This is a genomic window from Vibrio sp. FF266 (genome assembly GCF_041439695.1).
Lineage (GTDB): Bacteria > Pseudomonadota > Gammaproteobacteria > Enterobacterales > Vibrionaceae > Vibrio > Vibrio tasmaniensis_A.
The window spans coordinates 293,065-315,377 of record NZ_JBGOOO010000001.1 but is presented as its reverse complement, the minus strand read 5'-3'; the positions used below and the strand labels follow the sequence as shown (position 1 = coordinate 315,377).

The following is a 22,313-nucleotide window of genomic DNA, read 5'->3' as shown; positions in this document are numbered from 1 at the left end:
AACCTCGCATTTTGTGATCGAATGCAAACTAAGAGAATCCTATGAACAAGCTATACCGATACTTTCTGATGGTTGCGCATACTGGCAGTATTAAAGGTGCCGCGGAAAAGCTGAATATTAGCCAGCCCTCCTTGACCGCTGCGATCAAGAAATTAGAGAGTGATGTTGGTGTGGCTATTTTTACTCGTAAGTCAAAAGGCGTTGAGCTTACCGAGTACGGGTTGTTGTTTCGGGAGTTTGCACAAGAACAGCAAGAAAAGCATCTGTCGTTAATGCACCGCTTTACCGACATGCAGCAGCGCCAATCCGGTAAATTGAAGCTCGGCACTGGGGAAGCTTGGTGGGAACAATTTGTTTGCAAGGCGGTTGAGGAATACAAGCAACAAGAACGAATGGGCTCGCTACATTTGGAGTTCGGTAACAACTTGTCTTTGATGCACCATTTGGTTCAAGGCGATATCGACTTGTTTGTTGGCCATGAAATCTATGGGCTGCATGAGCGATGCAAAGTAACGTTTTACCCACTCTTTCAAGACAAAGAAGCGGTGTTTGTTCGAGCTAACCATCCATTGCTAACGAAGAAGCACTTAGACCCGATCTTGTTAAGGCGTGAGGTGTTGGCGTTTCCAATACTCCAAGTGACCCCCGATCACTCTCGACATAACTCTGTACTGTCTGACCACGTAAATTCACAGCCTGGCGGGCGTGATACTGAGATGGTTGGGCGAGATGTCTATGACGTTGACTCTCTTTTTGCGAGTTTAGATATGTTGAGAATGTCTAATGCTGTCATGCCATACAGTCATAAAATGTGTGACTGGATGAAAGACAAAGGCTTCGAAACCTTACTGATTGATGACTCTAAGTTAGGAAACGTTGGCCTCTACGCGAAACAGGGAGCGGAAGACCTCAAGATCAAGACGTTCATTGAGATCTTACAAAAAGCCAATTTTGATTAAGCATTACATGAAATACGAAACTCCTTTTGGTAAGCGTCCTGTTTTGGTTGTGCAAGGTGGTTTAAATAAAGTCTAAATTTGAACTTGCAGTGATCTGGTAGTACAATATAGCTATTGAATGAGTGATGACATTCAACTAACTAAAGCAACAAATACAAACAGGGTGAGTGATTATGGACACAGCAAATGTAGAAACCGTCAGTTTCTTAAAAAAAAATGCGGCTAACTTGCCTTTAAGTGAACCACTAACGATCACGCAAAATGGAAAACCTACGTATGTAGTTGAGTCGTATGAAGACCATAAAAAACGTCAAGATGCCATTGCGCTAATGAAACTGGTTAGCTTTGCAAAAAATGATGTTGTTCAAGATCGTGTAACTTCGTCTAGAGATTTAAGAAGTCGATTAGCTGCCCGTAAGTAACAAAGGTAAATATGACTCATAAAGTAGAAATTCAATACACGGAAACATTTGAAAATTCGCTAAATGATTCGATTGATCACCTAACTCAATGGAATGATGAAAAATCAGTCATTGAAGGGGTTGAGAGTCTTTTAGATGCCTTTGAAGAAAATGTGAGCCATAACCCTGACATGTACTCTAGATGTTCTGAGCTTGTAGGGTTGGGGGTCACTAGTATCAGAGAGTTCAAAAAATCGGGCTTTAGGCTGTTTTATGAGGTGAATAATGGCACGGTTATAGGCCTGGTCTTATTAAGGCAAAAACAAGACATATCAATGGCTCTCGTTGATTATTGCATCATACATAAATAGAGTTATAGCAGAGATTTAGCTGATGTACTTATAACCCCGTTTAGTGACTTACAGGGTGTGTTTTAATTCGAGTTAAGTGGCTGTTGTTAAAAGCTTTATGTTGTGTTCGCTTTAAAATCCAAAGGCTATCAGCCGTAATAGAAAGCCCCTCTACACCCATTCGCTTACTCTTTGGTCTGGTGACCTGTTTTCTTCGCAAACTTTTGCATAGCCTCAGCAAAGGTTGTTGCCCCACCTTTAGCTTGTACCTGTACTACCTTATACCCCAATTTTTCTAGCGCTTGGCGCTCTGCTAAAACAGCGTCATCGTCTTGCTGGCTGCCCTGTGCTGGTTGATGAAGGTAACACCCTTCTAGTTGACCATCTTCGACCAGTTGGTGGTGTTTCAGTGCATTGATATCAAAATTCATAATCAGTCTTTTCGTGTAAATGGGGAATACCTTTGGCAAAGCCCGCAAGTATCTATAATTCGATTGTTTGTACCATAAGGCATTTTAACCATAAAAAGCGAATGGAAAAACAGTAAACCAGTGGAATGTAATCGGGAGCGGTTAACCTTAGAAAGGGGTGAGGTAACAGAGATCGTGCTGGCTCGTTTTTGGACATAAATGTGTCAGAAACTTTACTATCGAGGTGTCGATAAGTGTGGTGATTTCATTGATTATTGCCTCAGTCCTTATAGTGATGAAGCGGTTACTAAAACCTTATTGTATTGATTTTTCCTTGCGTTTAATAATCAATAGTGCCAAAAAAGATACAGCTAATGCCATTATAGAAACGGTTGTTCCGATGTTCCCACTTGGTGCAAAGTCCCAATCATTAAAGAAAAATGCGGGTACGATAAAAACTTCCACTGTATATATCCACAAATTATAAATCGTATGAAAAATTATAGCGCTATATATACTCATGTATTTCAGTAGAACTATTGATGCAGTGATACCTAGAGAAAAAGCAACGACAGGGTCTTCATGGCCGTAGGCGAATAAGAGTGACGATAAAATTACGCCTACAAACTTGTTTCTCAAAAGTAAGCATATGCTACTTAGCAAGATAAACCTGAAGAAAAACTCCTCTGATAACGGAGCTAATATAACGGTTTCGAAAAGATAATTTAGTTTCTCGCTTACTTCCAGTTCACCACTAACGAGAAATCCTACGATATAGTCGACTTCTTGCCCCGTGATATATTTCCGGATAAATTCCATATAGAACAACGTGATACAAGCCACGCCAATCGCTAGCACAGTAATTGGGAATACATGATGAGTAAAAGAGGAAACTTGTGGAGTTACTGAAAAGAGGCTATTTTCACTTTTCTTTAAAGTAAGCATCATCACAAACGCCACCACCCAAAAAAGGCCTCGAAGATCATTAAAACCCATGTCGCCCCATAGGTAATATATGGCAAGTGCCAATATGCTTATGGGTAACGAGGTTTTAAGTCCTACGGTGGGAAAGTTATCCATTTGTACCATATCTAAATTTATTAATTCCTGCATTTAAAGGTTACATTTATATCATCCGCCTCACATTAATTTCAATCGTATCGAGATCTTCACGACTAAATAATCTGGTGAAAAACAGGAACAGGATATGTATGGGTTTAACTCTGACGGATTTTGAGGCACACGCGTTTTAGAGTCATAGCACTAAGGCGTTCTTGTCCCAAAGCATGGCGGCATAACACGTCTCTGGACAAAAGTGTGTTATGGCTTCCCCTAAATTAGCAATTTATGAATAACTAGAAGTATGGAAAATCACTTAACTTGGTTTCCAGCCTGACTGGAGCAGATCATTTGTTAAATTACTTTCGTTTCGTACACTGATAATTTGAAAAATTACCATATGCACTAGCAAATGGTTTGAAGCTAACAATATGAGTAGAGTAATCAAATTCCAATTCGTCAGCCATTGTGCTGTGTTTTATTTTATTGACTGCCTTCAAGCCTCTTTCAAGTAACGTTACACGTTTTTTATCACTGCTGTCTTGCAGGGAGAAATAATACTTGTCTAGCGCATTGTAATAGACCATATGATCTGGCTGTAAACTTAACACTGAGACAACATCTTTATCAGACAGGGAAACGCAATCCCAAACACCAATAGCTACGCTCTTGTATGCTTGAGACTCTTTGAAACCTGTAAGTAGCTCTTCGTACTTTTTGGAGTCATCACATAATGCAAACAATGGGAAGGTTGCCAACAAAACAATAACTAGTTTCTTCATTCTTGCCTCTGTAATTTAACACCTAATTAAGGCGTTAGACACGCAATACAAATGCTTTCGCACGCCATACTAAACACAACGCATGGTGAAAATACCGCGCGTTGAAAATCACTCTTAAACAGTTTATTAGCCATTCACTAATATGAAATACAGTTGGTTTCAGAGCCGTAGCTTTGACAGGTTGTTCTAGTTTGCGAGCCATAGGCATCTGCCGATTTCTTATACCCATCACTTATTGACTTAGAGGCACTATTAATAGTATCGACTAATTCATCTCTGTGTCTCTGCTCTCGCATCTCGCTTTTCAGTAGAGCCGCTCTACCCATCTCAATAGCTTTGTTGCACAGATCATTCGGAACATCCCATGAATGAGTTGTATTTTTCCTATGGAACTGTTCATTCTTAATAAGCTTCCAGTAGTTGAAATCATCTTGTTTTCCTAGGTTGTAACATATATCTAAGTTATCCATATTGGAAATAGCAACCTCACGCTCTTGTACTATTTGCTCCGTTGTCTTACAGCCAAAAAGTAAACATAGAGATAGTAGATAAATTTTTTTCTTATAATTAATCATAGTTACGTCATAACACATACAAACTATTGATATTACATATCATCAGTCAAAAAAATGTGAGGTAAATCGATTCACCTTTACTGCTCAACGAAAAGTAAGGTTGATGAAATGAAATGACTAACGCTTATTAGACGACCAATCGTCGTCTTTCCACCCTTCCAAAACGCTGTATCTTTCATGTTTAATTAATTTAAAATCAATAAGTTATAGAAAAACCATGAAAGATAAGCAGCACAATTTTACCGAATAATGGAAACTCTATCCATCAACTCGCTCAGATAAGTTTGAGTAGGGTAAACTCAAATTTACAAGATATGAATCACTATAAGATCTAACGAAGAAAGGGGCAAAGATAAGTCAGACGAGAGTTGACTGAACTGGAGATAGACAGATGAGCGTTATCGTTGGTGGCGATATTATTGTCCTTACTCCGCTGAAAAGGCAAATAAACAAGCTGTTTGGACGTCATTTTGGCGTAATTTAATAAATATAGTAGTGAGCGCATGGGCGCTTATGTAAATTACAGGAGTATTTAACATGATCATATACATACCATTGAACGCAAGTGAGGCCCCACGGAGCACAAAGGATGCTCGGTTGGTATTTTATACCCAGCGTATCGCAGTGTTTATTTTGCAATAACTCAGAGCGCACATTAGTGCGCTCCTATCCGAAGACGACGTTAAGTACCGTTTCCTCTTGTTTAACGCCGTCATTGCTGGTTACTTTTAGAACGATTGATTAAAGGGTTAACACCCAAGCGAAAGCGGCTAGGGGTTTTAATTCTGCACTGAAGTAACCGACACCGTTTTCCACATACAGCGTCTGTTGTTGGGCGCCTTCAATATGTTCTTTGAGCGTATAGCTTCCGTCAGCAATGCCTAGTTTTTGAATAACCTCTGCCGTCACCTTCAGCTGGATGTGATCCGTTTTGCTTTGGCTGAAGTTAGCCGCGGCGATAACCAGTTCTTGATTATCAAAACGCAAGAAAGCATAAACAGAATCACTTAGTTGATTGGATTGGTGTAAATCTTGGTACGCTCCGGTCATCGATGAATGGTTCAATGAAAACGTCATCACTTGTTGGTAGAAGAATCTGAGCTGCTTTTCGTCATCGTTGAGCTGTCCACCATCGAACTTTCCTCCGTTCATCCATTTTTGATGTTGAGGAACACCGATGTAGTCAAATATAGACGTGCGAGAAGGTTGCCCAAAGCCTGCGTTCTCCGCGCCCGATTCGCCGACTTCTTGCCCGAAGTAAATCATGGTGGGAGAGCTACTTAATAGCGCACTGACTAACATGGCTGGTTTGGCAATGTGTGGGTTACCAACAAACTCAGGAGACGCGACACGCTGCTCATCGTGGTTGTCTAAGAAGTGCATCATGTGGTGTTCGATGTCCATCATTTGATGCTGGATCTCAGGGATGACTGCCGTTGAAGCCTTACCTTGCATGACTGCTTTTAGGCCGTCGTAAAGATCGACTTTGTCATACAGATAGTCCATTTTACCCATGCGAATGTAATCACGATAAAGGTCCGGTTGGTACACTTCCGCCATCAAAAAGGCGTCTTGATTCTTTACTTTGATTGATGAATTGAGATAGCTCCAGAATTCGACCGGTACCATTTCTGCCATATCGTAGCGAAATCCATCGACACCTTTTTCTAACCAATATAATGCGATGTCTCGAAACTTAATCCATGAATCCGGCATATCAACTTGCTGCCAGAAATGGTAGTGGGCGAGGTGATCACGCATCGCATAATCATTCGGTAGTTCAGGGAAGTCTTTTGAACCGTCTGGTCGCACGCCATAGTTAATTTTTACGGTTTCATACCAATCATCGAAGTTAGGTTTGCTCAAGCGCGATCCGTTTCCTGTCCATTTTGCTGGGGATTCAAGAAACGGTGAGGCTAAATTCGGGTGTTGTTCGCCACCAAGAGGAATGAACGCAGGTTCGATCTCGGGCAGTTCAAATGTGCTGTCAGGAATGTAATAGAAGTTATTGTTGCGATGATACTCAACCGTCGTGTCATCTTGATCACCAAAGTCACGCACGCCCTCTGGGTTATTCAAGCCTTGGTAATTACGGGCAATGTGGTTAGGGACGATATCAATGATGACTTTCAAACCATTGTCATGGCTTCTTTTGATCAAGGCTTCGAATTCCTGTAAGCGCTGCGCTGGGTTGTCAGCAAGATCTGGGTTTACGGAGTAGTAATCTTTGACGGCATAAGGTGAGCCAGCCCGTCCTTTTACAACGCTTGGATGATCGTCTGAGATGCCGATGTGCTTGTAGTCGTTGATCACAGCATGATGTGGTACTCCGGTGTACCAAATATGAGTGATGCCGAGTTCTCTAATTTCTGTCAGCGCTTTATTGGTGAAGTCACTGAACTTGCCCACGCCATTTTGCTCAATGGTTCCCCAAGGTGTGTTCTGTGTATTCTGATTGCCGAACAAACGGGTAAAAACTTGATAGATTGAATGTTTCTTGTTGTACATACTTATATTCCATCTCGAGAAGTGGAGGTGTAGGGCTTTGTCGTTGAAGCTGTGTTAGACGTTATATTTGATATAGAAGTTATTGTTAGGAGGCTAGCTTAATCAGAATGCGGCTTTATCCTCCTTGGGTAAGAAAATCGGGGCGTAGTTGCTGTGGTATGTGAGCGGCTGCTCAAAAAAAGGGGAGGTTAATACCTCCCCTCGCTTTTCCCCAAAAAAACAGGCTCGTCTGTGATGATTATGTGAATGTGAAGCTTATTGTTTCGTCACAGATACCACGGCTTTTTCTGCGCTGTCATTGAGTTGATGAATCGCATTCAGTGTGAATGTGTAGTTGCCGGCTTCGGTTACATTCAACTTACAGTCGCCTTCGCTGCCAATGTTGATCGAGCCTTTAGCTAAGTCGACGGAGTGACAGCCAATATCCAAGATACCCCAAGTAGAACCGCTAAACTTGAAGCCATATTCACCCACAGCCAAAGCGCCAGTGACAGAGTAAACGCCGTTACCAACGAAGTTCATCGCCCAAGCGTCCGTCGGGTTCCATCCGTTCATTGCACCACGTACATAGACGGTCGTTTTGCCATATGGCGGAATCTTAGATACGTCCTTTTGTGAGTTATCAACCGATAACCCAGCACCTTGTGACGCGCCTTGAGTTTGCACAAACACTGCGGTGGTTAATGGCGGTACGGTGAAAGTCTCAGCGGAAAAGGTGGCGCCTTTCACGATGTCATCGGCAGAGTTCTTCTGAATGGTATGGAGTGTAAAGCCCGTCGCTCCCGTGATCTTGAACGATTGAGATTTACTCGTTGAGTTTACAACAACCACAATCGCATCAGCGGTAGTATCTAGGTCTTTGCCTGTGGAGATTCCGTCATCAATAGACATCACGATCAGGCCTTCGATTTGATCTTTGCCCACATTGCGGAAGTCGACACGCTTCATGACTTCTTCTGCTGTGTCTAAGCGGAACAGTTCACTTGAGCTGCGGATTTTTAACAACTCTAGGAATTGCTGCTTGGTGAGGTCAATATCCTCTTTTGCAGGCTTGGCTGTGCTGTCGGCAATGATGGTTTTGATGAGTTCCCAATTGGCACCATCTTTGTCTTCACGAGGTAAGCCAACATTCCAGTTATTGCCAGTACCATCAAACATCACACGGTTGTACCAATCGCCAGAGTCGTAAGAATCACGCTGCATCGATTTAGAACGTAACAGTTCAGACCCCATGTGGATGAACGGGATGCCTTGGCCCAACATGACGGTCGAGAGCGATACCGACTGCATACGAGCACGTTCTGCAGAGCTTGTACCTTCGGCGATTTTGTAAGCGTTGTTATCCCAAAGAGTTTGGTTATCGTGCTTGGAAACGTAAGAGATGTTCTCTGATGGCATTTTGGTGTAGCCGGCAGGTGCGCCGTTGTAGTCGACGTTTTTGCCCAGTTTGGTATCGCCTTTGTAATCCAGTAATACGTATTCGGCTAAGTTACCGGCCATGCCTAAGCGCACAAGATCTTGGTTGTGTAAACGACCGTTGACTGAATCTTGATCAACTTTGGTTTCTTCGTTGGCAAACGCGGAGTTACCGAAGCCTTGGTTAAATCGAAGTGGGTGCTTACCTTCAGAATCGACACCACCATCAAATGGGCTACCGCCTCTTACTGCATCACGCAAACGGTCAGAGAAGGTGCCAATTTCGGTGCCTGCCATATTGATCTGGTTGGCTTGTTCGAAGCGAGCGTTGTTTGCTACTTCGCCAAAGTCCCAACCTTCGCCATAGAACAGGGTATTTGGGTCGATCTTGCGCACTTCTTTCAATGCTTCAACCATTACGCTTTTTGGCTGGTGGCCCATTAAGTCAAAACGAAAACCATCAACCTTATAGTCGTCAGCCCATACCTTGAGTGAGTCGACCATCAACTTACCCATCATTAGGTTTTCAGTTGCGGTGTTATCACAACACGTTGAGCTTTCCACGCCACCAGTGTTCACATTCAGGCGGTGATAATACCCAGGGACGATCTTATCCAGTACGGACTTATCGTTCACGCCAGACGCATTGGTATGGTTATAAACCACGTCCATGATCAGTTTAAGATCCATGTCGTGCGCAGCTTTAACCATTTGACGGAATTCTAGAATACGTTTTGAACCGTTAGGATCTGTCGCGTAACTTCCCTCTGGAACGGTGTAATGGAATGGGTCGTAGCCCCAGTTGAAACTATCTAACATACGCAGATCGTTCATTAGAGCTTGGGCATCGCCTGTTGAAGAGTTATAGCTGTTGAGTACGGCTTCGATGGTTTTGTTTTCATCTTCGGTGCCGCATAAAGTCGCTGTTGGTTTTACGTTACAGAGTTTGCTAACGGTGTCGGTGATATCCACGCGGTTCGCATCATCTTCATTGATGGTAGCGATATCGAATGCAGGTAAGATATGAAGCGTAGTTAAACCGGCATCTTTCAGAGCTTTCAAGTGTTTTACTGACTCACGATCGGCTTCTGTTAGCGCTAGGTACTTGCCGTTTAAGCTTGCTGTACCTAACTTATCACTGAAGCTAAAGTCACGAAGGTGTGATTCGTACAGTACGTGGTCTTCGTCTTTCTTCACCGTTGGGCGCTTATATCCAGCCCAACCTTGTGGCATCAGTGCTGCTTCATCAAGGTCAATCACTTGTGAGTATGCTGAATTCTTCGACAAGCCGAGTGAGTATGGGTCGGTCACAAGGCGAGTTTCGATATTACCAGTGGTTGGGTGGTAGACCTTCACTTGGTAACGGTAATAACTATTCACGGCGTTAGAAATTGAATCCGTTGCCCAAATGCCTGTTTCCAAGCTTTCCGTCATTGGGATCACTTTTGAACTTTGTCGGTCTTCGCTGTAGAGGACGAGCCCAACATCTTGCGCAGTAGGAGCCCAAAGTTTGAAGGTCGTCGTGCTGCCTTCCACAATCGCCCCCAGTGTTTCTCCCATTGCGTTACCGGCCTCTTCGTTGGCAAATACAGCATCAAGTACGCCGGGCTTTTGAACTTCAGTTGAAGAGATAACGTCGCCATTCGCATTATACGCAACAACAATGATCTGAGATTTCAAGATGGTGCGCAGCGTGCTGTCGTCAACATCAATTGATAAAGCGGGTAAGCTTGCTAGATGACGGAAGCGTTCTTTTAATGCAGAGGATAGCTTGCCATCTTTTTTGAGTTCAACGGCCTGCCCACCGACGATCGCCTTATCATCGTTTATCGTGATGCTGTTATCGAGTGCGTAGAACAACTTGAGAGAATCGGCACCGTCTGCAGCTTCCCAAGCGATTGTGTTTGAGTCCAACCAATGTGCCTTCTGGCCATCAATCTTAACTGGGCGTTCTGAAATCGGTTCGTAGTACAGCGCGCTGCTGCCATGGAAACCGAATACAGATTGAGATTGACTCAGTTTGGTGAGATCAATTTTCGAGTTGGCGCTGCCAAACGCCTTATCGCCGCCATTATGCAAGATGAAGTTGATGCACTTATGAGGGTCGGATGCATCTGGGTCGACTTTCAATACGTAGTAGGCGCCATAGGTATCATTGATGCCCTTGAATTCATAAGGTACATCCCAGTCAGTCCCATTGTTACCTAATCCCATGCCGACTAAGTCAGTGCTCGTACAACCTTCACCATTCCAAAGATGAAGCCCCCAGCCGTCGTAGGTCGAGCCAGAAGCGCGAGCCGCTGCAACATCACGTTTGTAATAAATAACAACTTCGTTTTCAGCGGCTTTATATAGACTATTGCTGTCAGAGTTTGTTTTGCTAGTGTCGCTTCCACAGCCTGCTATCAAGGTCGCGGTGACGAGAGGCAATATCGCCTTAGTTAAAGCTGAACGTTTAAAGGTGTTTGTTTGCGCAATATTGAAGCTCGTTGTTTTTGCAATCTTCAAGGTACTTTGTAGAATCTCGTGTTTATTGGTATTTATTTCGTTCACGTTTTGATATCCATATTTTTTACGAAGATGAATATCCTAGGCTTAACGATGCTCCACTATTTGTGACGCTTATGTATTAAGTTATTTTTAATCCGTAAAAATAGGAAACCTAGTGTCGATATCACGGATTGTGGTGGTTAACGCGCTTTTTTATTGGTTCAATAGCTCATAAAATACAGTTGGTTAGCCATAGGCGTAGAAGATAGGAGTAGTCGCTAGGGGTGATAACTACGCCTTATTTATGTGAGCTTAGTGGCACTTCACTCGTAGGTTGTTTTTCCTATCAAAAAAAGTTTGTACTCATTCGCCTCAAATAGCCTTAGTGAGTCTTTAATGTGGAATGGTGACGCTATGTTGTTCATTATCCAAAGGAGTTGATGTTGTCTTCATCTATTCAAATCGCTATTACTTATCTGGTATTGGTAGCGGTATCTGCGTTGTTTTCAGAAAGTTCAAAAGCGCTCTTGGTGTGGTATTTAGTTATCGGAATAGTGACGTTTTTTGTGTACGCGAAGGACAAGAGAGCGGCAATCAATGGTAATTGGCGTGTACCAGAGAAAACTCTGCATATTTTTTCTGTTGCTGGTGGTTGGTTAGGGGCGTTAATTGCTCAAGATAAACTGCGTCATAAAACGCAGAAGCAACCATTTAGACTTATATTTTTCGTGACGGTGTCACTTAATGTTGTGGCTTTTGTCTGGACGTTAACGCCGAGTGGGCAGGCGACATTTGGTCAATGGCTAAGCGAGATTATTAAGCTCTTTTAAAGAAACGGATGGTTAGCACCGGTGTACTAACCATCAATAGATAAAGTAAGTCGATTAGATCATCGGAATCGTCGATGCTAAAAGTAACCCTGCCATACCATAGTTGAAGCTTTTGATTCGAACGGGTGTTGTTAGCCAATGCTGGAGCTGTTTACCTGCCGCTGTCCAGAATGTCACAGAAGGCAAATTGGCTAATGTGAATATACTGGCGATGATCGCGAGCTCCCACCATGAACTACCACTGCTGTACACTGAAATTGCCGTCAGCGCCATTGACCAGCCTTTAGGATTCACCCACTGAAAACTCGCTGCGCCAATGAAAGTCATGGGTTTGTAAGCCTCGGTGCTTTTGGCTTTGCCGCTCAATGCTATCTTAATCGCAAGGTACACGAGGTAAGCAAGACTCAGGTATTTCAAGATTTGGTGAGAGACCGGATAGGCGTTAAAAATCCCCATTAAGCCGAAGCCAACCAATAGCAACATGGCTGCAAAACCCAGAGCAATGCCTAGCATGTGCGGAATGGTACGGGCAAAGCCAACATTGGCTCCTGATGTCATGAGCATGATGTTATTTGGACCTGGTGTGAAGGTCGAGACAAACGCAAACAAGGCAAGTGCGCTAAGTTGTTCTAAAGGCATTGTGATTCTCCAGCAGTAAAATGAACGAAGTGACTGACCGGTCATGACTTTCACGTGTTGAGAAACATAGTAGGTGGAAAGTGAGGCAATTATGTGCTTTTATTTCCTCAATTATCACTTAATGCACAATAATAAGTACTTATGGATAGATTTGACGAAAGGATATTGCAAGAGCTTAAATTGGACGGCAGAATCTCCAACATTGAGCTTTCAGAACGTATAGGATTGTCGGCTTCAGCGACCTTAAGGCGAGTACAGGACCTCGAGCGTAAAGGGATCATTCAAGGTTACCGTGCGGTTCTGGATAATGGCCTGATGGGCGTTGGCTTTATAGCTTATGTTTCGATTGGCTTGTCGAGCCATAGCAAAGCGGCTCAGCTAGAATTTGAACAGCACGTCAGTATGGAAAAAGAGGTGGTGGAGTGCCACAACATTACTGGTGCCAACGAGTACTTGCTAAGGGTAGAAACAAAAGATCTACCGGGCTATAAGAAGTTTCATGCCGATGTGCTTGGGGAATGTGCTCAGGTGCAATCGATTACGACTATGGTTGTGATGGACACCCCCAAAGATGAACGTTAGTCGAGTTTTATTTCAGGAGAGGCGCATTGCCAAATACTAACCAGTTGTTGTTGTTCTTAGATGTGGTTCAACAAGGGTCGTTTACCAAAGCGGCAACTTTACACGATATGGACAACTCATCGCTCTCTAAACAGATCAAAAAGCTTGAGCAAGATTTAGGTGTTCAGTTGCTCAACCGATCTACTCGTTCGTTCTCGTTGACGTCGGCTGGGGAAGATATTTTAGCGCAAACCTATGTGCTGAAAGATACTATTAATCAGATCCAGGGCATTGCAGATTCATATCAGTCTGAACCCAAAGGTGTGCTGCGAATTACGTCGCCGATCTATTTTGGTCAGCAATATCTGCAACCTATTATTACTCAGTTCATGAGAAAGTATCCGGATGTTCAGATTGTGCTGTCATTGGACGACAAGATCGCCAACATCATTGCAGGGCAGTTTGATATCGCGTTTCGTTTCAGTAAGCTCGTTGAATCAAACTTGATTGCCAAGAAGATTGCCGACAGTAACTTTATGCTCGTTGCATCGAACGACTTTGTGAAAGAGCACGGTGAGCCGAAGACGCCACAAGATTTGCTCTCTTTACCTGCGGTTATCTATACCAATGGTGATATGACGGTTGATCACCTGCGTATCAGTGAAGAGCCGCATGGCAACACTTTCCAAAGCCTAACGATTCGTGGCAACTATAAGGTCAGTGATGTTCGTACTATGGTGTCTTGTGTGAAAGATGGTCTAGGTTATGGCTTCCTTGATCAATCAAACTTGTATGCCTCAATGAAAGAATTGGGCTTGGTTACGTTACTTCCTGATTATGCAATCTCGACGGTTGATACGGCTATTTATGCTGTGTATCCGCATCGTAAGCAGACCAAATTGGTGAAAGAGTTCATTACTACGGTTCAAGACTATATTGGCTCTCCGACCATTTGGGAGAAGATGCAGCAAGGTTAATTATGTCGCTAGGCCATAAGCTGCTAGATAAGATAGATAAGATAGATAAGATAGATAAGATAGAATAAGTAACGCCCCAAGACTTATAGAGAAAAAGCGAGCGGGATCACAGCATTAATGGAGTGCTGACGGATAGATACTCGTAGGCTTTTTATCATTATGTATTCCTGAGATACTGAACAAAATTCATTTTAGGGCGGAACGTTTTAATAACTGCGCTTTTCCCTGTCATTCAAACATACTGCTCGCTATAGGTTGATTGCTTTCCTGTGTAGGGTGCTATTAGCCGAGTTAGGATAAAATATTTTATGAGTACAATGGGAATCGCAATTGGTGCGACCGCTCTTTCGTTAATACTGATTGCTGTTTGGCTGGTCTCTTTGTCGCTAAGAAAAAAGCGCTTGGAACAAGAACGTAAAGCTCGCGCTGTCGCTTACCGAAAAGCGATTGAAAAAGCACGTATCCAAGAGCAAAAAGATCGTCAATTTAAGGCTGAAACAGGGCATGTGCCGTCGATTTTATATTTGGCGAAAGAGGCCGAACGAGTCAATCTTAAGGAAGCTCTGTATTGGTACGATAAAGCTGCCCATTTAGACAATGTCAACGGCATGTACGGCATTGTGCGTCTGAGTATGAAGTGCAAAGAAGACCTAATTTTAAGAGAAAAGGCCAATTTTTGGCAGTTAGCGATATCAGCACTGGATAACGATCCGCTTGCAAAATTCGAGGTGGGTAAAGCACTCGTGTTTGGTCGCGGAGTTGAGAAAAACCTTCCGAAAGGCAGCGCCTATATTGAAGAGTCTGCAGTTAGTGGTAACACCGAAGCGATGCTTTTCATGGGGGATTGGTGTTTAGATAGAGAGAACCCAGATTATTCTCCAGAAAGCTCTTTCATGTGGTTCAGAAAAGCGGCTGAAAAGAATAACCTAGACGGAAAAATCAAATTGGGTATGAGCTATTTGAATGGTGTTGGCGTTGTCGCTAATCATCGTGAAGCGGTTTACTGGTTTGAAACGGCAGCTGAAAAAAACTGTGCAGAAGCGATGTTTAAAGCCGGTGAGGCGTGGATTGACCATGGTGAGCACGGCAATGCTATCGCGTATATCTGGTTATTCTTATCGGCTCATTTTGGCTATGCGGATGCGAGGTACTTGAGAGATAAAGTTGGTGGGGATCTTGGTGTTGATGCCGTTGTGGGATTACAGGCTCTGACTAAGCCAATAATGACCAAGTTGACGCAAGAAGCAATCACCAAGCACTCTATCGTTAAAGCGCTCAACAAGCTCTACAAACGCGATATCCCAGTACATAAGAAAGTGAAAGAAGCCTCTGACGAAGAGGGTGATGAGTTAGGTGTCGATAAGGCGGATTTGGATACTGAAGCCTCAAATGCTCAAGCTTCAAGTGCTCAAGGTTTAAATGGCAACAATCACCAACAGGCGGCTGAAAACCATGATGGTGACAAGGCAAGCGTAAATCGAGCATCACAAGATAAGCAAGCTAACTCTAATAGCGGTTCTTTGGACTTTAGCCAACCGGCAGTCGAGTCTAACTGGAAGAGCAATTAATAAACCGTGTTTATGAGTTATTACCTGTATTCTGTACATGACTGAAACGAGTAGTTCTACAATTTAAAAAATCCAACGATGTTATATGAGTGTAGATGTTATAACTGACTGCATTAAGCCGCTAAGTCATACGGTAGGTATTATTGACTGCGGCGGGTAAAGCACTCAAACAAAAAAAAGGGAAGCATCTGCTTCCCTTTTTGTTTATGTACGATTTGCTTTTTAGAGCTTAGAGCTTAGAGCTTAGAGCTTAGAGCTCAGAACTGTTTAGGTTCAGAGCAGCTAAAGGCTTATAGCTCTTTGTTTTGCTCGGCTTTACATACAGCCGCAGTGAACACTACGTCTGTTGAGCTGTTAAGCGCCGTTTCAGCTGAATCTTGAATCACACCGATAATGAAACCAACCCCTACAACCTGCATCGCTACATCGTTTGAAATACCGAATAGGCCACACGCTAGCGGGATAAGCAGTAGTGAACCGCCAGCAACACCCGATGCGCCACATGCTGAAACTGCAGCAACAAGGCTTAGTAGAATCGCAGTGAAGATATCAATCTCAATACCCATAGTGTGTACAGCAGCAAGCGTTAACACAGTAATGGTGATTGCAGCGCCTGCCATGTTGATCGTTGCGCCTAGAGGAATCGATACAGAGTAAGTATCTTCGTCTAGCTTTAGCTTCTTACAAAGGTTCATGTTCACTGGGATGTTTGCAGCGCTTGAACGAGTGAAGAATGCCGTTACACCAGATTCACGAATACATTGCAGTACAAGTGGGTATGGGTTTTGTTTTGTTTTAATAAATACAAGCAGTGGGTTAACCACAAGTGCGATGATTAGCATTGAGCTTAGTAGTACTGCTAGAAGTTGACCGTAGCTTGCCAGTGCATCGAAGCCTGTTGTTGCGAATGTAGCAGAAACAAGACCGAAGATACCGAATGGCGCAAGACGAATAATGAAGCGAACAATGTGTGAAACACTGTGGCTTAGGTCTTCGAAAACCGCTTTGGTTGTTGCAGATGCGTGGTGCAGAGCAAGACCAAGACCGATTGCCCAAGCAAGAATACCGATGTAGTTCGCATTCATTAGTGCGCTAACTGGGTTGTCTACAAGCTTGAATAGAAGCGTATGAAGAACTTCTGCAATACCTTGAGGAGGGTTAGCACCTTCAGCGCCAGCAACCAGTGTCAAAGTGGTTGGGAACATGAAGCTCAGTACTACAGCAGTCAGTGCAGCAGAGAACGTACCAATCAGGTAAAGCACAATGATTGGACGCATATGAGTATGCTGACCTTTCTTTTGGTTTGCGATAGAAGCTGCAACAAGAATGAATACTAAAATTGGGGCAACAGCTTTCAGAGCACCAACAAACAGGCTACCTAATAGGCCTGCATCTTGAGCTGCTGAAGGAGAAACCATGGCGAGAACGACACCGAAAACAATACCAGCAAGGATCTGTAGAACGAGATTTCCACGAGCGATGCGGGCGAGCATGTTGTGATTTTGCATAAAATACCTGCAATTGTTAATTTATTATAGTGATGTATCTTTTTATGAAGTTGTACCAAATCCAACTATACACTAGCGGAATTGGCGGTCATATTAGCGGGATCTAAGAGGGTGTCTAGGGATAGTTTACTTTTAGGGTTATTGTTTGCGCTATGTGGTGTTTTTAGAGCTAAATGTTAAATAAATGTATTTTGATTGAGCTATAAATCTGCTGATTCTCATTTGATAGATTCAAAACACTGCAAATGTAGAAATGTAAACGGCTATAGGAAAGAACATTGTGTGCATAAATAACCACACCATTATCAAATTGAAACAAAAGCCCCACGTGATTAACACGATGGGGCTCATTGTCTTAAATTAAAGTTATCTTAAGTTAGGTTATCTTAAATACAGCTTATAGCCGTTAACCTTAAACCTTAGTCAGACGCTTTTTTAAGATTGCGGCCTTCTGATTGTACGGTTTTGTACATCTTGGAAAGCTGCTTATTGCTGGCGCGTTGTTCCGCTAACGAGGCGCCATTTCGGGCTTGTTCTCGCAATAACTTTCGATAGTTAGCAAATCGTCGCTCAGACAATTCTCCACTTTCAATCGCCTTGCGTATCTTGCAACCCGGTTCTGATTCATGATGACAATCAGAGAATCGGCAATGCATGGCTAACTCTTCCACATCAGAAAAGGTTTCACTCACGCCTTCAGCGCAGTCAGCAAGTTGTAGCTCTCGCATTCCTGGAGTATCGAGCAGTAAGCCGCCCGATGTTAGCAAGTGGAGCGATCGTGATGTGGTTGTGTGTCGGCCTTTGCTATCGTCTTCACGAATGCCACCTGTGGCTTGTTCAGCCTCACCAAGTAATGAGTTGACTAAGGTGGATTTACCCACACCGGATGAACCAATTAAAGCCACAGTCTTGCCCGTTTTACACCAAGGCGACAAGACTTGAGTTGAGTCTTGGTCTAGGCTATTCACCGCTTCGATCATCAGCATAGAATCTAAGCTTTGCACTTGTTGTACTTTGTCTTCGTAGTCATCACACAAGTCTTTCTTGGTGAGTACGATAACGGCTTCAACCTGTGCTTCATTGGCGAGCGCTAGGTAGCGTTCAATACGGCTTAGATTAAAGTCGTTATTTAACGAAACCACGATAAAAACCGTGTCGATGTTAGCTGAGATATATTGTTCGGCGACACGGCTACCTGCAGCTTTACGGCTGAAGAGTGATTGACGGTCTAATAAACGGCCGAATTGCAGTTCAGAGTTCAAGATTACCCAGTCGCCTACCGTCATTGAGGGTTGGTTTTGATGGATAGGGAGAACGATTTCGCCTTGTTCTGACGCTAGTGTATAGCCGCTGCGATGGTGCGCGGTAATACGAGCAATGACGGATTGGTCATAGTCTTCGAGTGTCAGTTGTTGTTGGAATACAGGTTGCCATCCAAGTTGTTGAAGTGACATTGGATTAGAAAATGCGTTTTGTGAATTCATGTCTATTTACCCAGACGTGCGAGCTTTCTTTTCTTGTGAGAGCATTAAAGTCTTATCACTGCATTAAAGTCTTATGAGAGCATTAACTTCTTGTGAGATCTCAATTTGTTGATGAGATCAAAAGAGTTAATGAGACCAAAAAGAGTTGCTGAGATTAAAAGCGTCGAGACGTCAAAAATGTTTTGAGTTTGGGTCGAATTCAAATAGATAGGACCCCGGATTGAGTCATGCTTTACAGGCATGCAGGAATTGATCACTTACGATCAACAGTAAACCGGGTAAAAGTGTGCGGTCGTCAAAGAGTGACGATAAGTTGGTCGATCGGTATTTAAGTTGGATTAACCAAACAAGTTAACGCGTTACTTTTACTGCCAGTTTTAGTGTCTTCATTACAATCATCTTCTATTCTCCTTGGTTATTAATGTGGTCAGGCTTTGAATAAAAAGCGAGCTCAGTTTAGCAAAAAGCCACGATGGCGAGAAGTCATCGTGGCTTAAATTATTTCATCGGTTGTAAATCTGATTAATGATGATCGTGATTCATCTTTTTCATACCGCTCATCACTTTCTTCACTGGCGCATCAAAGGTCTGTGTTTCACCGTTTGCGAAGGTCAGTGTCATTTTGATTTGTTCACCTTCTTTTAGGCTGCTTTTCAAGTCAAACAACATGATGTGTAAGCTACCTGGTTTAAGTACTGCTTTACCATTTGCAGGGATGGTGATCGCTTGAACTTGACGCATCTTCATTACGTCGCCATCAACGATAACATCATGAAGTTCAACCTTTCCTGCTGCTGGTGTTGTTGCAGAAACAATAGCGCGATCTTTATCGCTATGGTTCATCAGAGTCGTGAATACCGCGCTGTTCACTGCTGAAGGCGGGGTTGCGCGCGCGTACGCGTCATGAACCATAATGTCGCTATTCGCTTGAGCAAGAGGAGTGAGCAATAAGCCTGCTAGAGCAAGTGCTTTTAACTTCATGTTGTTGTCCTTAGTTTTTTGTTTTGGTCTGGGACCTGACTTTTTGTTCGAACTTTATTCGTTAAGTTCTTTATTTTTGTACACGTTGTTTCTCGTCGCTGATGACTTGGTACGTTAGCGCGTTAATGTGTTAATAGCTTCAACAATTGGCGCTGGCGTTAACGTATGCGGCACTTTGGTAATCAGCGTGCCATCAGGTTTTAAAAAATAGAAATATGAGCTGTGGTCTAGGGTGTATTCCAACTCTGAACCTTCAAGCTTGGTCTTTCTAAAAATAACACCGTAGTTGTGTGCAAGCGTTGTTGTCACATCTAACGGGCCACTTAATCCTTCCATCATTGGGTGGAAGTATTGTGCGTATTCGTATGAGGCTTCAGCGGCATCACGTTCTGGATCGAGAGAAACAAACATCGGGCGAATCTTGGCTTTTGCTTCATCAGAAATCTGGTTAAGTGCTCCGGCTAACATTGCTAGAGAAGTAGGGCACACATCTGGGCAACGTGTGAAACCAAAATAAACGATACGAATTCTGTCATCGGTTTGGTCAAAGATTTCAGTTGGCTGGTTATCTTTGCCGAAAAGGGTTGTTGCGGAGAATTGTTGTTTTGCCGCGTGTTGTTTTTGAGCTTCGTTTTGCCCATCAAGATAACTTTTAACGCCAAAGCCAAGGACAAAAGCGACAACCAATGCTAACGACCAATTTCTACTCATCTTGCCATCCTTATTGCCGGATTTACAGTATCGACACCATCAGTGAGCTCACCGATCCATGTCATCTTGTCTAAAGTACATACAGGTAAAATCACATCACCTTCATAGGTATTATTGCCAATGTTTTTTAATTGAAAACGTGCCGAGCCCATTTCCATCTCTAAACCTGTAAGCGACAGCATTAATGTGTCAGAGGCTGCGCCTTCCCACACTACTTTGATTTTGGTGGGAGCCAGAGGTTGAGCTGTCTCGCGATCAAGTGTCATCGCAACTGTATTTTGCTCACACGATGTGGTGGAAAGCATGCAGTAATCATCTAAGTTAACCTCAGCAGAGGCTCGCTCCATCGCTGATTCAAATTGCTGAATTGCTTGCGGCCCATAAAAGCCTGCCACGAGAGCGATCCCAAGAGCTGCAACCTTTAATGCAGAGTGCATGTCGTGTTCTCATCTAATTTTATAAGAGCGGCGATGTTATCATATCCCTCAATATGTGCTTGTATCAAAAAGTAATTTTGTGCGTATGGTAGAACTAAAAAAGCGAAGCCATTGGCTTCGCTTTTGTCTGTGTCATAGGGGCGTGAGCTTAGTCTTTCTAAGCATTATCCGTTCTAAACGCTTTCCAGAAGTTGGCTGAATGATTAGTCAGCGTTGCGCTCTGCAAATTTCTCTAACCCAAGGACCAGAGCAATCGCTACAAGCATCATCAAAATAGCCATTACTAGCTGTGAAGGTTGAGAAGTGACGGCTTCAAAATCAAACGGTGACAAGTTTTCTTGAATCAGAGGAACTTGCTCACCTTTAGAGTTAGTGCGCCAGCTGATCGTTTCTTTCCACGGCCAAATCTTCGGCAGTGTACCGATCATCAAACCAGTCAAGAATACTAATGTGAAGTCGCGGAATGAGCGCAATAACCAAGAAAGTACGTGAGAGAAAGTCAGCAGGCCAATCACACAGCCACCAAGGAATAGGGCAAGTACATCAACCTGAAATTCTTTAACGGCACCAAGTACCGGGCCGTACATACCAATTAATAGCAGAATGAAGCTCCCTGAGATACCTGGCAAAATCATCGCACAGATTGCAATCGCACCTGCAATGAGAATATTGATACCGGTAGGTTCCATTTGCAGCGGCTTAAGCACGGTAATGCTGTAAGCGAAGGCGACACCAAGCAGCAAAAATACGAATCGAATCATATCGCGCTTTTCTACTTGTTTAAGAATATGGAAAACCGACACCAAGATAAGGCCAAAGAAGAAAGACCATAGTGGAACTGGGTGGGTGACTAATAACCAAGAAATCAGTTTTGCAAATGTCGCAATGCTCGTGAATACGCCTGCGAACAGTGAAATTAGGAAAAAACCATTGATGTGGCTAAACGCGGCTTTGAAACCTTCACGCTTCCATAGTCCAAGTACGCTAGGGTTAATTCTTCGAATGCTTTCTAGTAGCGTATCGTAGATACCAGTGATGAATGCGATGGTTCCGCCCGACACGCCAGGTACAACGTCGGCTGCGCCCATTGCCATGCCTTTGAAAAAAGTACTTAAGTAGTTCATTGCTTCATAGAGTTGAGAGTGATTTTGTGCAGTATACAAACTTTAGTGTAAAAAAAGTATGAATATGCCTTTGGCGAGGTGCTTTATTACCTCTTTAATTGTAAGGCAATACGTTGATGTGAACATCTGCCTTACATTTAAAATACAACTGCTTGGTGTCTTATTATTATCGGCGGCAGTGAAACCTGTTTTCTATCGATATTGCATCTTGGTTGCATTATGCAAATGCACTTTGCAATTCGCATCATGAATTAGAGGTTTTTATGCGATGCAGGGCTTATAAAATGGCTGAATTAAAGTTGGCACGCTAACTGCATTATATACATTGACCCTTCTTAAGCCGAGGGTCACCTAGCCAACTGACGTTGTTAGTGAACTTATGATTTGTTCACAAATATATAGAGCCAATCGCGATTATTGCGGTTGGCTATTTTTTTGTCTGTCGTTTGGCTCTTTATGATCAGCTATCTGCTATTAACCCCATGCTCCAAACGAAAAAAAAGCCAGTCACCATAGGCAACTAGCTTAAGCTTTTCTCGAATC

Annotated in this window: 20 protein-coding genes; 7 read left to right on the top strand and 13 right to left on the bottom strand. The window is 43.2% G+C overall.

Features of this window, described 5'->3' with window-relative positions; all coding sequences use genetic code 11:
* Positions 1–41: 41 nt before the first annotated feature.
* The 3 genes from ACED59_RS01355 (at position 42) to ACED59_RS01345 (ending at position 1,731) form a co-directional block, all read left to right on the top strand.
* A complete protein-coding gene (locus tag ACED59_RS01355) occupies positions 42–959 on the top strand; it encodes a LysR family transcriptional regulator (RefSeq protein WP_017096266.1) in 918 nt (305 codons plus the stop codon).
* A gap of 173 nt (positions 960–1,132) precedes the next feature.
* Complete coding sequence (locus ACED59_RS01350; RefSeq protein ID WP_009845862.1) at positions 1,133–1,381, top strand: prevent-host-death protein; 249 nt, start codon at positions 1,133–1,135, stop codon at positions 1,379–1,381.
* Between the two features lie 11 nt (positions 1,382–1,392).
* Positions 1,393–1,731 carry a type II toxin-antitoxin system RelE/ParE family toxin gene (locus ACED59_RS01345; protein WP_017096265.1) on the top strand — a complete coding sequence of 113 codons (339 nt, stop codon included), beginning with the start codon at positions 1,393–1,395 and terminating at the stop codon, positions 1,729–1,731.
* A 164-nt stretch (positions 1,732–1,895) separates the two neighbouring features.
* Here ACED59_RS01345 and ACED59_RS01340 read toward each other — a convergent pair whose 3' ends face one another.
* The 6 genes from ACED59_RS01340 to pulA all read right to left on the bottom strand — a co-directional run bounded on the left by ACED59_RS01340 (position 1,896) and on the right by pulA (position 11,013).
* The gene (locus tag ACED59_RS01340; protein ID WP_009845860.1) at positions 1,896–2,141 is read right to left on the bottom strand and encodes a hypothetical protein; all 246 of its coding nucleotides are present in this window, start codon (positions 2,139–2,141) and stop codon (positions 1,896–1,898) included.
* A gap of 294 nt (positions 2,142–2,435) precedes the next feature.
* Entirely contained in the window at positions 2,436–3,233 is a 798-nt protein-coding gene (locus ACED59_RS01335; protein WP_017096263.1) for a CPBP family intramembrane glutamic endopeptidase, read from the bottom strand.
* Between the two features lie 305 nt (positions 3,234–3,538).
* Positions 3,539–3,961, bottom strand: coding sequence for a hypothetical protein (locus ACED59_RS01330; protein ID WP_012603836.1), 423 nt, complete (start codon positions 3,959–3,961; stop codon positions 3,539–3,541).
* 137 nt (positions 3,962–4,098) lie between these two features.
* Positions 4,099–4,536, bottom strand: coding sequence for a hypothetical protein (locus tag ACED59_RS01325; protein ID WP_231847886.1), 438 nt, complete (start codon positions 4,534–4,536; stop codon positions 4,099–4,101).
* A 741-nt stretch (positions 4,537–5,277) separates the two neighbouring features.
* On the bottom strand, positions 5,278–7,044 hold the full coding sequence (locus ACED59_RS01320; RefSeq protein ID WP_017096262.1) for an alpha-amylase family protein: 1,767 nt from the start codon (positions 7,042–7,044) through the stop codon (positions 5,278–5,280).
* 255 nt (positions 7,045–7,299) lie between these two features.
* Positions 7,300–11,013: a pullulanase-type alpha-1,6-glucosidase gene (gene pulA, locus ACED59_RS01315; RefSeq protein WP_017096261.1), complete on the bottom strand. Its 3,714-nt coding sequence runs from the start codon at positions 11,011–11,013 to the stop codon at positions 7,300–7,302.
* Positions 11,014–11,390: 377 nt separating this feature from the next.
* Between pulA and ACED59_RS01310 the strand changes: the two genes are divergently transcribed.
* Entirely contained in the window at positions 11,391–11,780 is a 390-nt protein-coding gene (locus tag ACED59_RS01310) for a DUF1294 domain-containing protein (RefSeq protein WP_017096260.1), read from the top strand.
* A 54-nt stretch (positions 11,781–11,834) separates the two neighbouring features.
* On the opposite strand, the gene ACED59_RS01305 is transcribed toward ACED59_RS01310, so the two are convergent.
* Positions 11,835–12,419 carry a LysE family translocator gene (locus ACED59_RS01305; RefSeq protein WP_029223716.1) on the bottom strand — a complete coding sequence of 195 codons (585 nt, stop codon included), beginning with the start codon at positions 12,417–12,419 and terminating at the stop codon, positions 11,835–11,837.
* Positions 12,420–12,560: 141 nt separating this feature from the next.
* On the opposite strand from ACED59_RS01305, the gene ACED59_RS01300 reads away from it, so the two are divergent.
* From ACED59_RS01300 to ACED59_RS01290, 3 genes are all read left to right on the top strand, one after another.
* Positions 12,561–13,001, top strand: a complete 441-nt coding sequence (locus ACED59_RS01300; RefSeq protein WP_009845852.1) for an Lrp/AsnC family transcriptional regulator — start codon at positions 12,561–12,563, stop codon at positions 12,999–13,001.
* A 26-nt stretch (positions 13,002–13,027) separates the two neighbouring features.
* Positions 13,028–13,957: a LysR family transcriptional regulator gene (locus ACED59_RS01295; protein ID WP_017096258.1), complete on the top strand. Its 930-nt coding sequence runs from the start codon at positions 13,028–13,030 to the stop codon at positions 13,955–13,957.
* 317 nt (positions 13,958–14,274) lie between these two features.
* Positions 14,275–15,525: a tetratricopeptide repeat protein gene (locus ACED59_RS01290; RefSeq protein WP_029223715.1), complete on the top strand. Its 1,251-nt coding sequence runs from the start codon at positions 14,275–14,277 to the stop codon at positions 15,523–15,525.
* Positions 15,526–15,815: 290 nt separating this feature from the next.
* Here the strand turns inward: ACED59_RS01290 and sstT are convergent, their stop codons facing one another.
* The 6 genes from sstT to ACED59_RS01260 form a co-directional block, all read right to left on the bottom strand.
* Positions 15,816–17,033, bottom strand: a complete 1,218-nt coding sequence (sstT, locus tag ACED59_RS01285; protein ID WP_017096256.1) for a serine/threonine transporter SstT — start codon at positions 17,031–17,033, stop codon at positions 15,816–15,818.
* A 419-nt stretch (positions 17,034–17,452) separates the two neighbouring features.
* On the bottom strand, positions 17,453–18,517 hold the full coding sequence (gene rsgA, locus ACED59_RS01280) for a ribosome small subunit-dependent GTPase A (protein ID WP_017096255.1): 1,065 nt from the start codon (positions 18,515–18,517) through the stop codon (positions 17,453–17,455).
* 522 nt (positions 18,518–19,039) lie between these two features.
* Entirely contained in the window at positions 19,040–19,498 is a 459-nt protein-coding gene (locus ACED59_RS01275; protein ID WP_017096254.1) for a copper chaperone PCu(A)C, read from the bottom strand.
* 114 nt (positions 19,499–19,612) lie between these two features.
* Positions 19,613–20,209 carry an SCO family protein gene (locus tag ACED59_RS01270; RefSeq protein WP_012600175.1) on the bottom strand — a complete coding sequence of 199 codons (597 nt, stop codon included), beginning with the start codon at positions 20,207–20,209 and terminating at the stop codon, positions 19,613–19,615.
* The gene (locus tag ACED59_RS01265; protein ID WP_017096252.1) at positions 20,206–20,646 is read right to left on the bottom strand and encodes a hypothetical protein; all 441 of its coding nucleotides are present in this window, start codon (positions 20,644–20,646) and stop codon (positions 20,206–20,208) included. Before ACED59_RS01265 ends, ACED59_RS01270 begins: the two co-directional genes overlap by 4 nt.
* A gap of 203 nt (positions 20,647–20,849) precedes the next feature.
* On the bottom strand, positions 20,850–21,770 hold the full coding sequence (locus tag ACED59_RS01260) for a DUF368 domain-containing protein (protein WP_032499522.1): 921 nt from the start codon (positions 21,768–21,770) through the stop codon (positions 20,850–20,852).
* Between the last annotated feature and the right edge of the window lie 543 nt (positions 21,771–22,313).

Coding starts and splice junctions, on each gene's coding strand:
- ACED59_RS01320 (WP_017096262.1), bottom strand. CDS start 7,044: ATGTACAACAAGAAACATTCAATCTATCAAGTTTTTACCCGTTTGTTC.
- ACED59_RS01335 (WP_017096263.1), bottom strand. CDS start 3,233: ATGCAGGAATTAATAAATTTAGATATGGTACAAATGGATAACTTTCCC.
- ACED59_RS01340 (WP_009845860.1), bottom strand. CDS start 2,141: ATGAATTTTGATATCAATGCACTGAAACACCACCAACTGGTCGAAGAT.
- ACED59_RS01330 (WP_012603836.1), bottom strand. CDS start 3,961: ATGAAGAAACTAGTTATTGTTTTGTTGGCAACCTTCCCATTGTTTGCA.
- rsgA (WP_017096255.1), bottom strand. CDS start 18,517: ATGAATTCACAAAACGCATTTTCTAATCCAATGTCACTTCAACAACTT.
- ACED59_RS01290 (WP_029223715.1), top strand. CDS start 14,275: ATGGGAATCGCAATTGGTGCGACCGCTCTTTCGTTAATACTGATTGCT.
- ACED59_RS01325 (WP_231847886.1), bottom strand. CDS start 4,536: ATGATTAATTATAAGAAAAAAATTTATCTACTATCTCTATGTTTACTT.
- ACED59_RS01275 (WP_017096254.1), bottom strand. CDS start 19,498: ATGAAGTTAAAAGCACTTGCTCTAGCAGGCTTATTGCTCACTCCTCTT.
- sstT (WP_017096256.1), bottom strand. CDS start 17,033: ATGCAAAATCACAACATGCTCGCCCGCATCGCTCGTGGAAATCTCGTT.
- ACED59_RS01350 (WP_009845862.1), top strand. CDS start 1,133: ATGGACACAGCAAATGTAGAAACCGTCAGTTTCTTAAAAAAAAATGCG.
- ACED59_RS01265 (WP_017096252.1), bottom strand. CDS start 20,646: ATGCACTCTGCATTAAAGGTTGCAGCTCTTGGGATCGCTCTCGTGGCA.
- ACED59_RS01355 (WP_017096266.1), top strand. CDS start 42: ATGAACAAGCTATACCGATACTTTCTGATGGTTGCGCATACTGGCAGT.
- ACED59_RS01260 (WP_032499522.1), bottom strand. CDS start 21,770: ATGAACTACTTAAGTACTTTTTTCAAAGGCATGGCAATGGGCGCAGCC.
- ACED59_RS01270 (WP_012600175.1), bottom strand. CDS start 20,209: ATGAGTAGAAATTGGTCGTTAGCATTGGTTGTCGCTTTTGTCCTTGGC.
- ACED59_RS01310 (WP_017096260.1), top strand. CDS start 11,391: ATGTTGTCTTCATCTATTCAAATCGCTATTACTTATCTGGTATTGGTA.
- ACED59_RS01300 (WP_009845852.1), top strand. CDS start 12,561: ATGGATAGATTTGACGAAAGGATATTGCAAGAGCTTAAATTGGACGGC.
- ACED59_RS01305 (WP_029223716.1), bottom strand. CDS start 12,419: ATGCCTTTAGAACAACTTAGCGCACTTGCCTTGTTTGCGTTTGTCTCG.
- ACED59_RS01345 (WP_017096265.1), top strand. CDS start 1,393: ATGACTCATAAAGTAGAAATTCAATACACGGAAACATTTGAAAATTCG.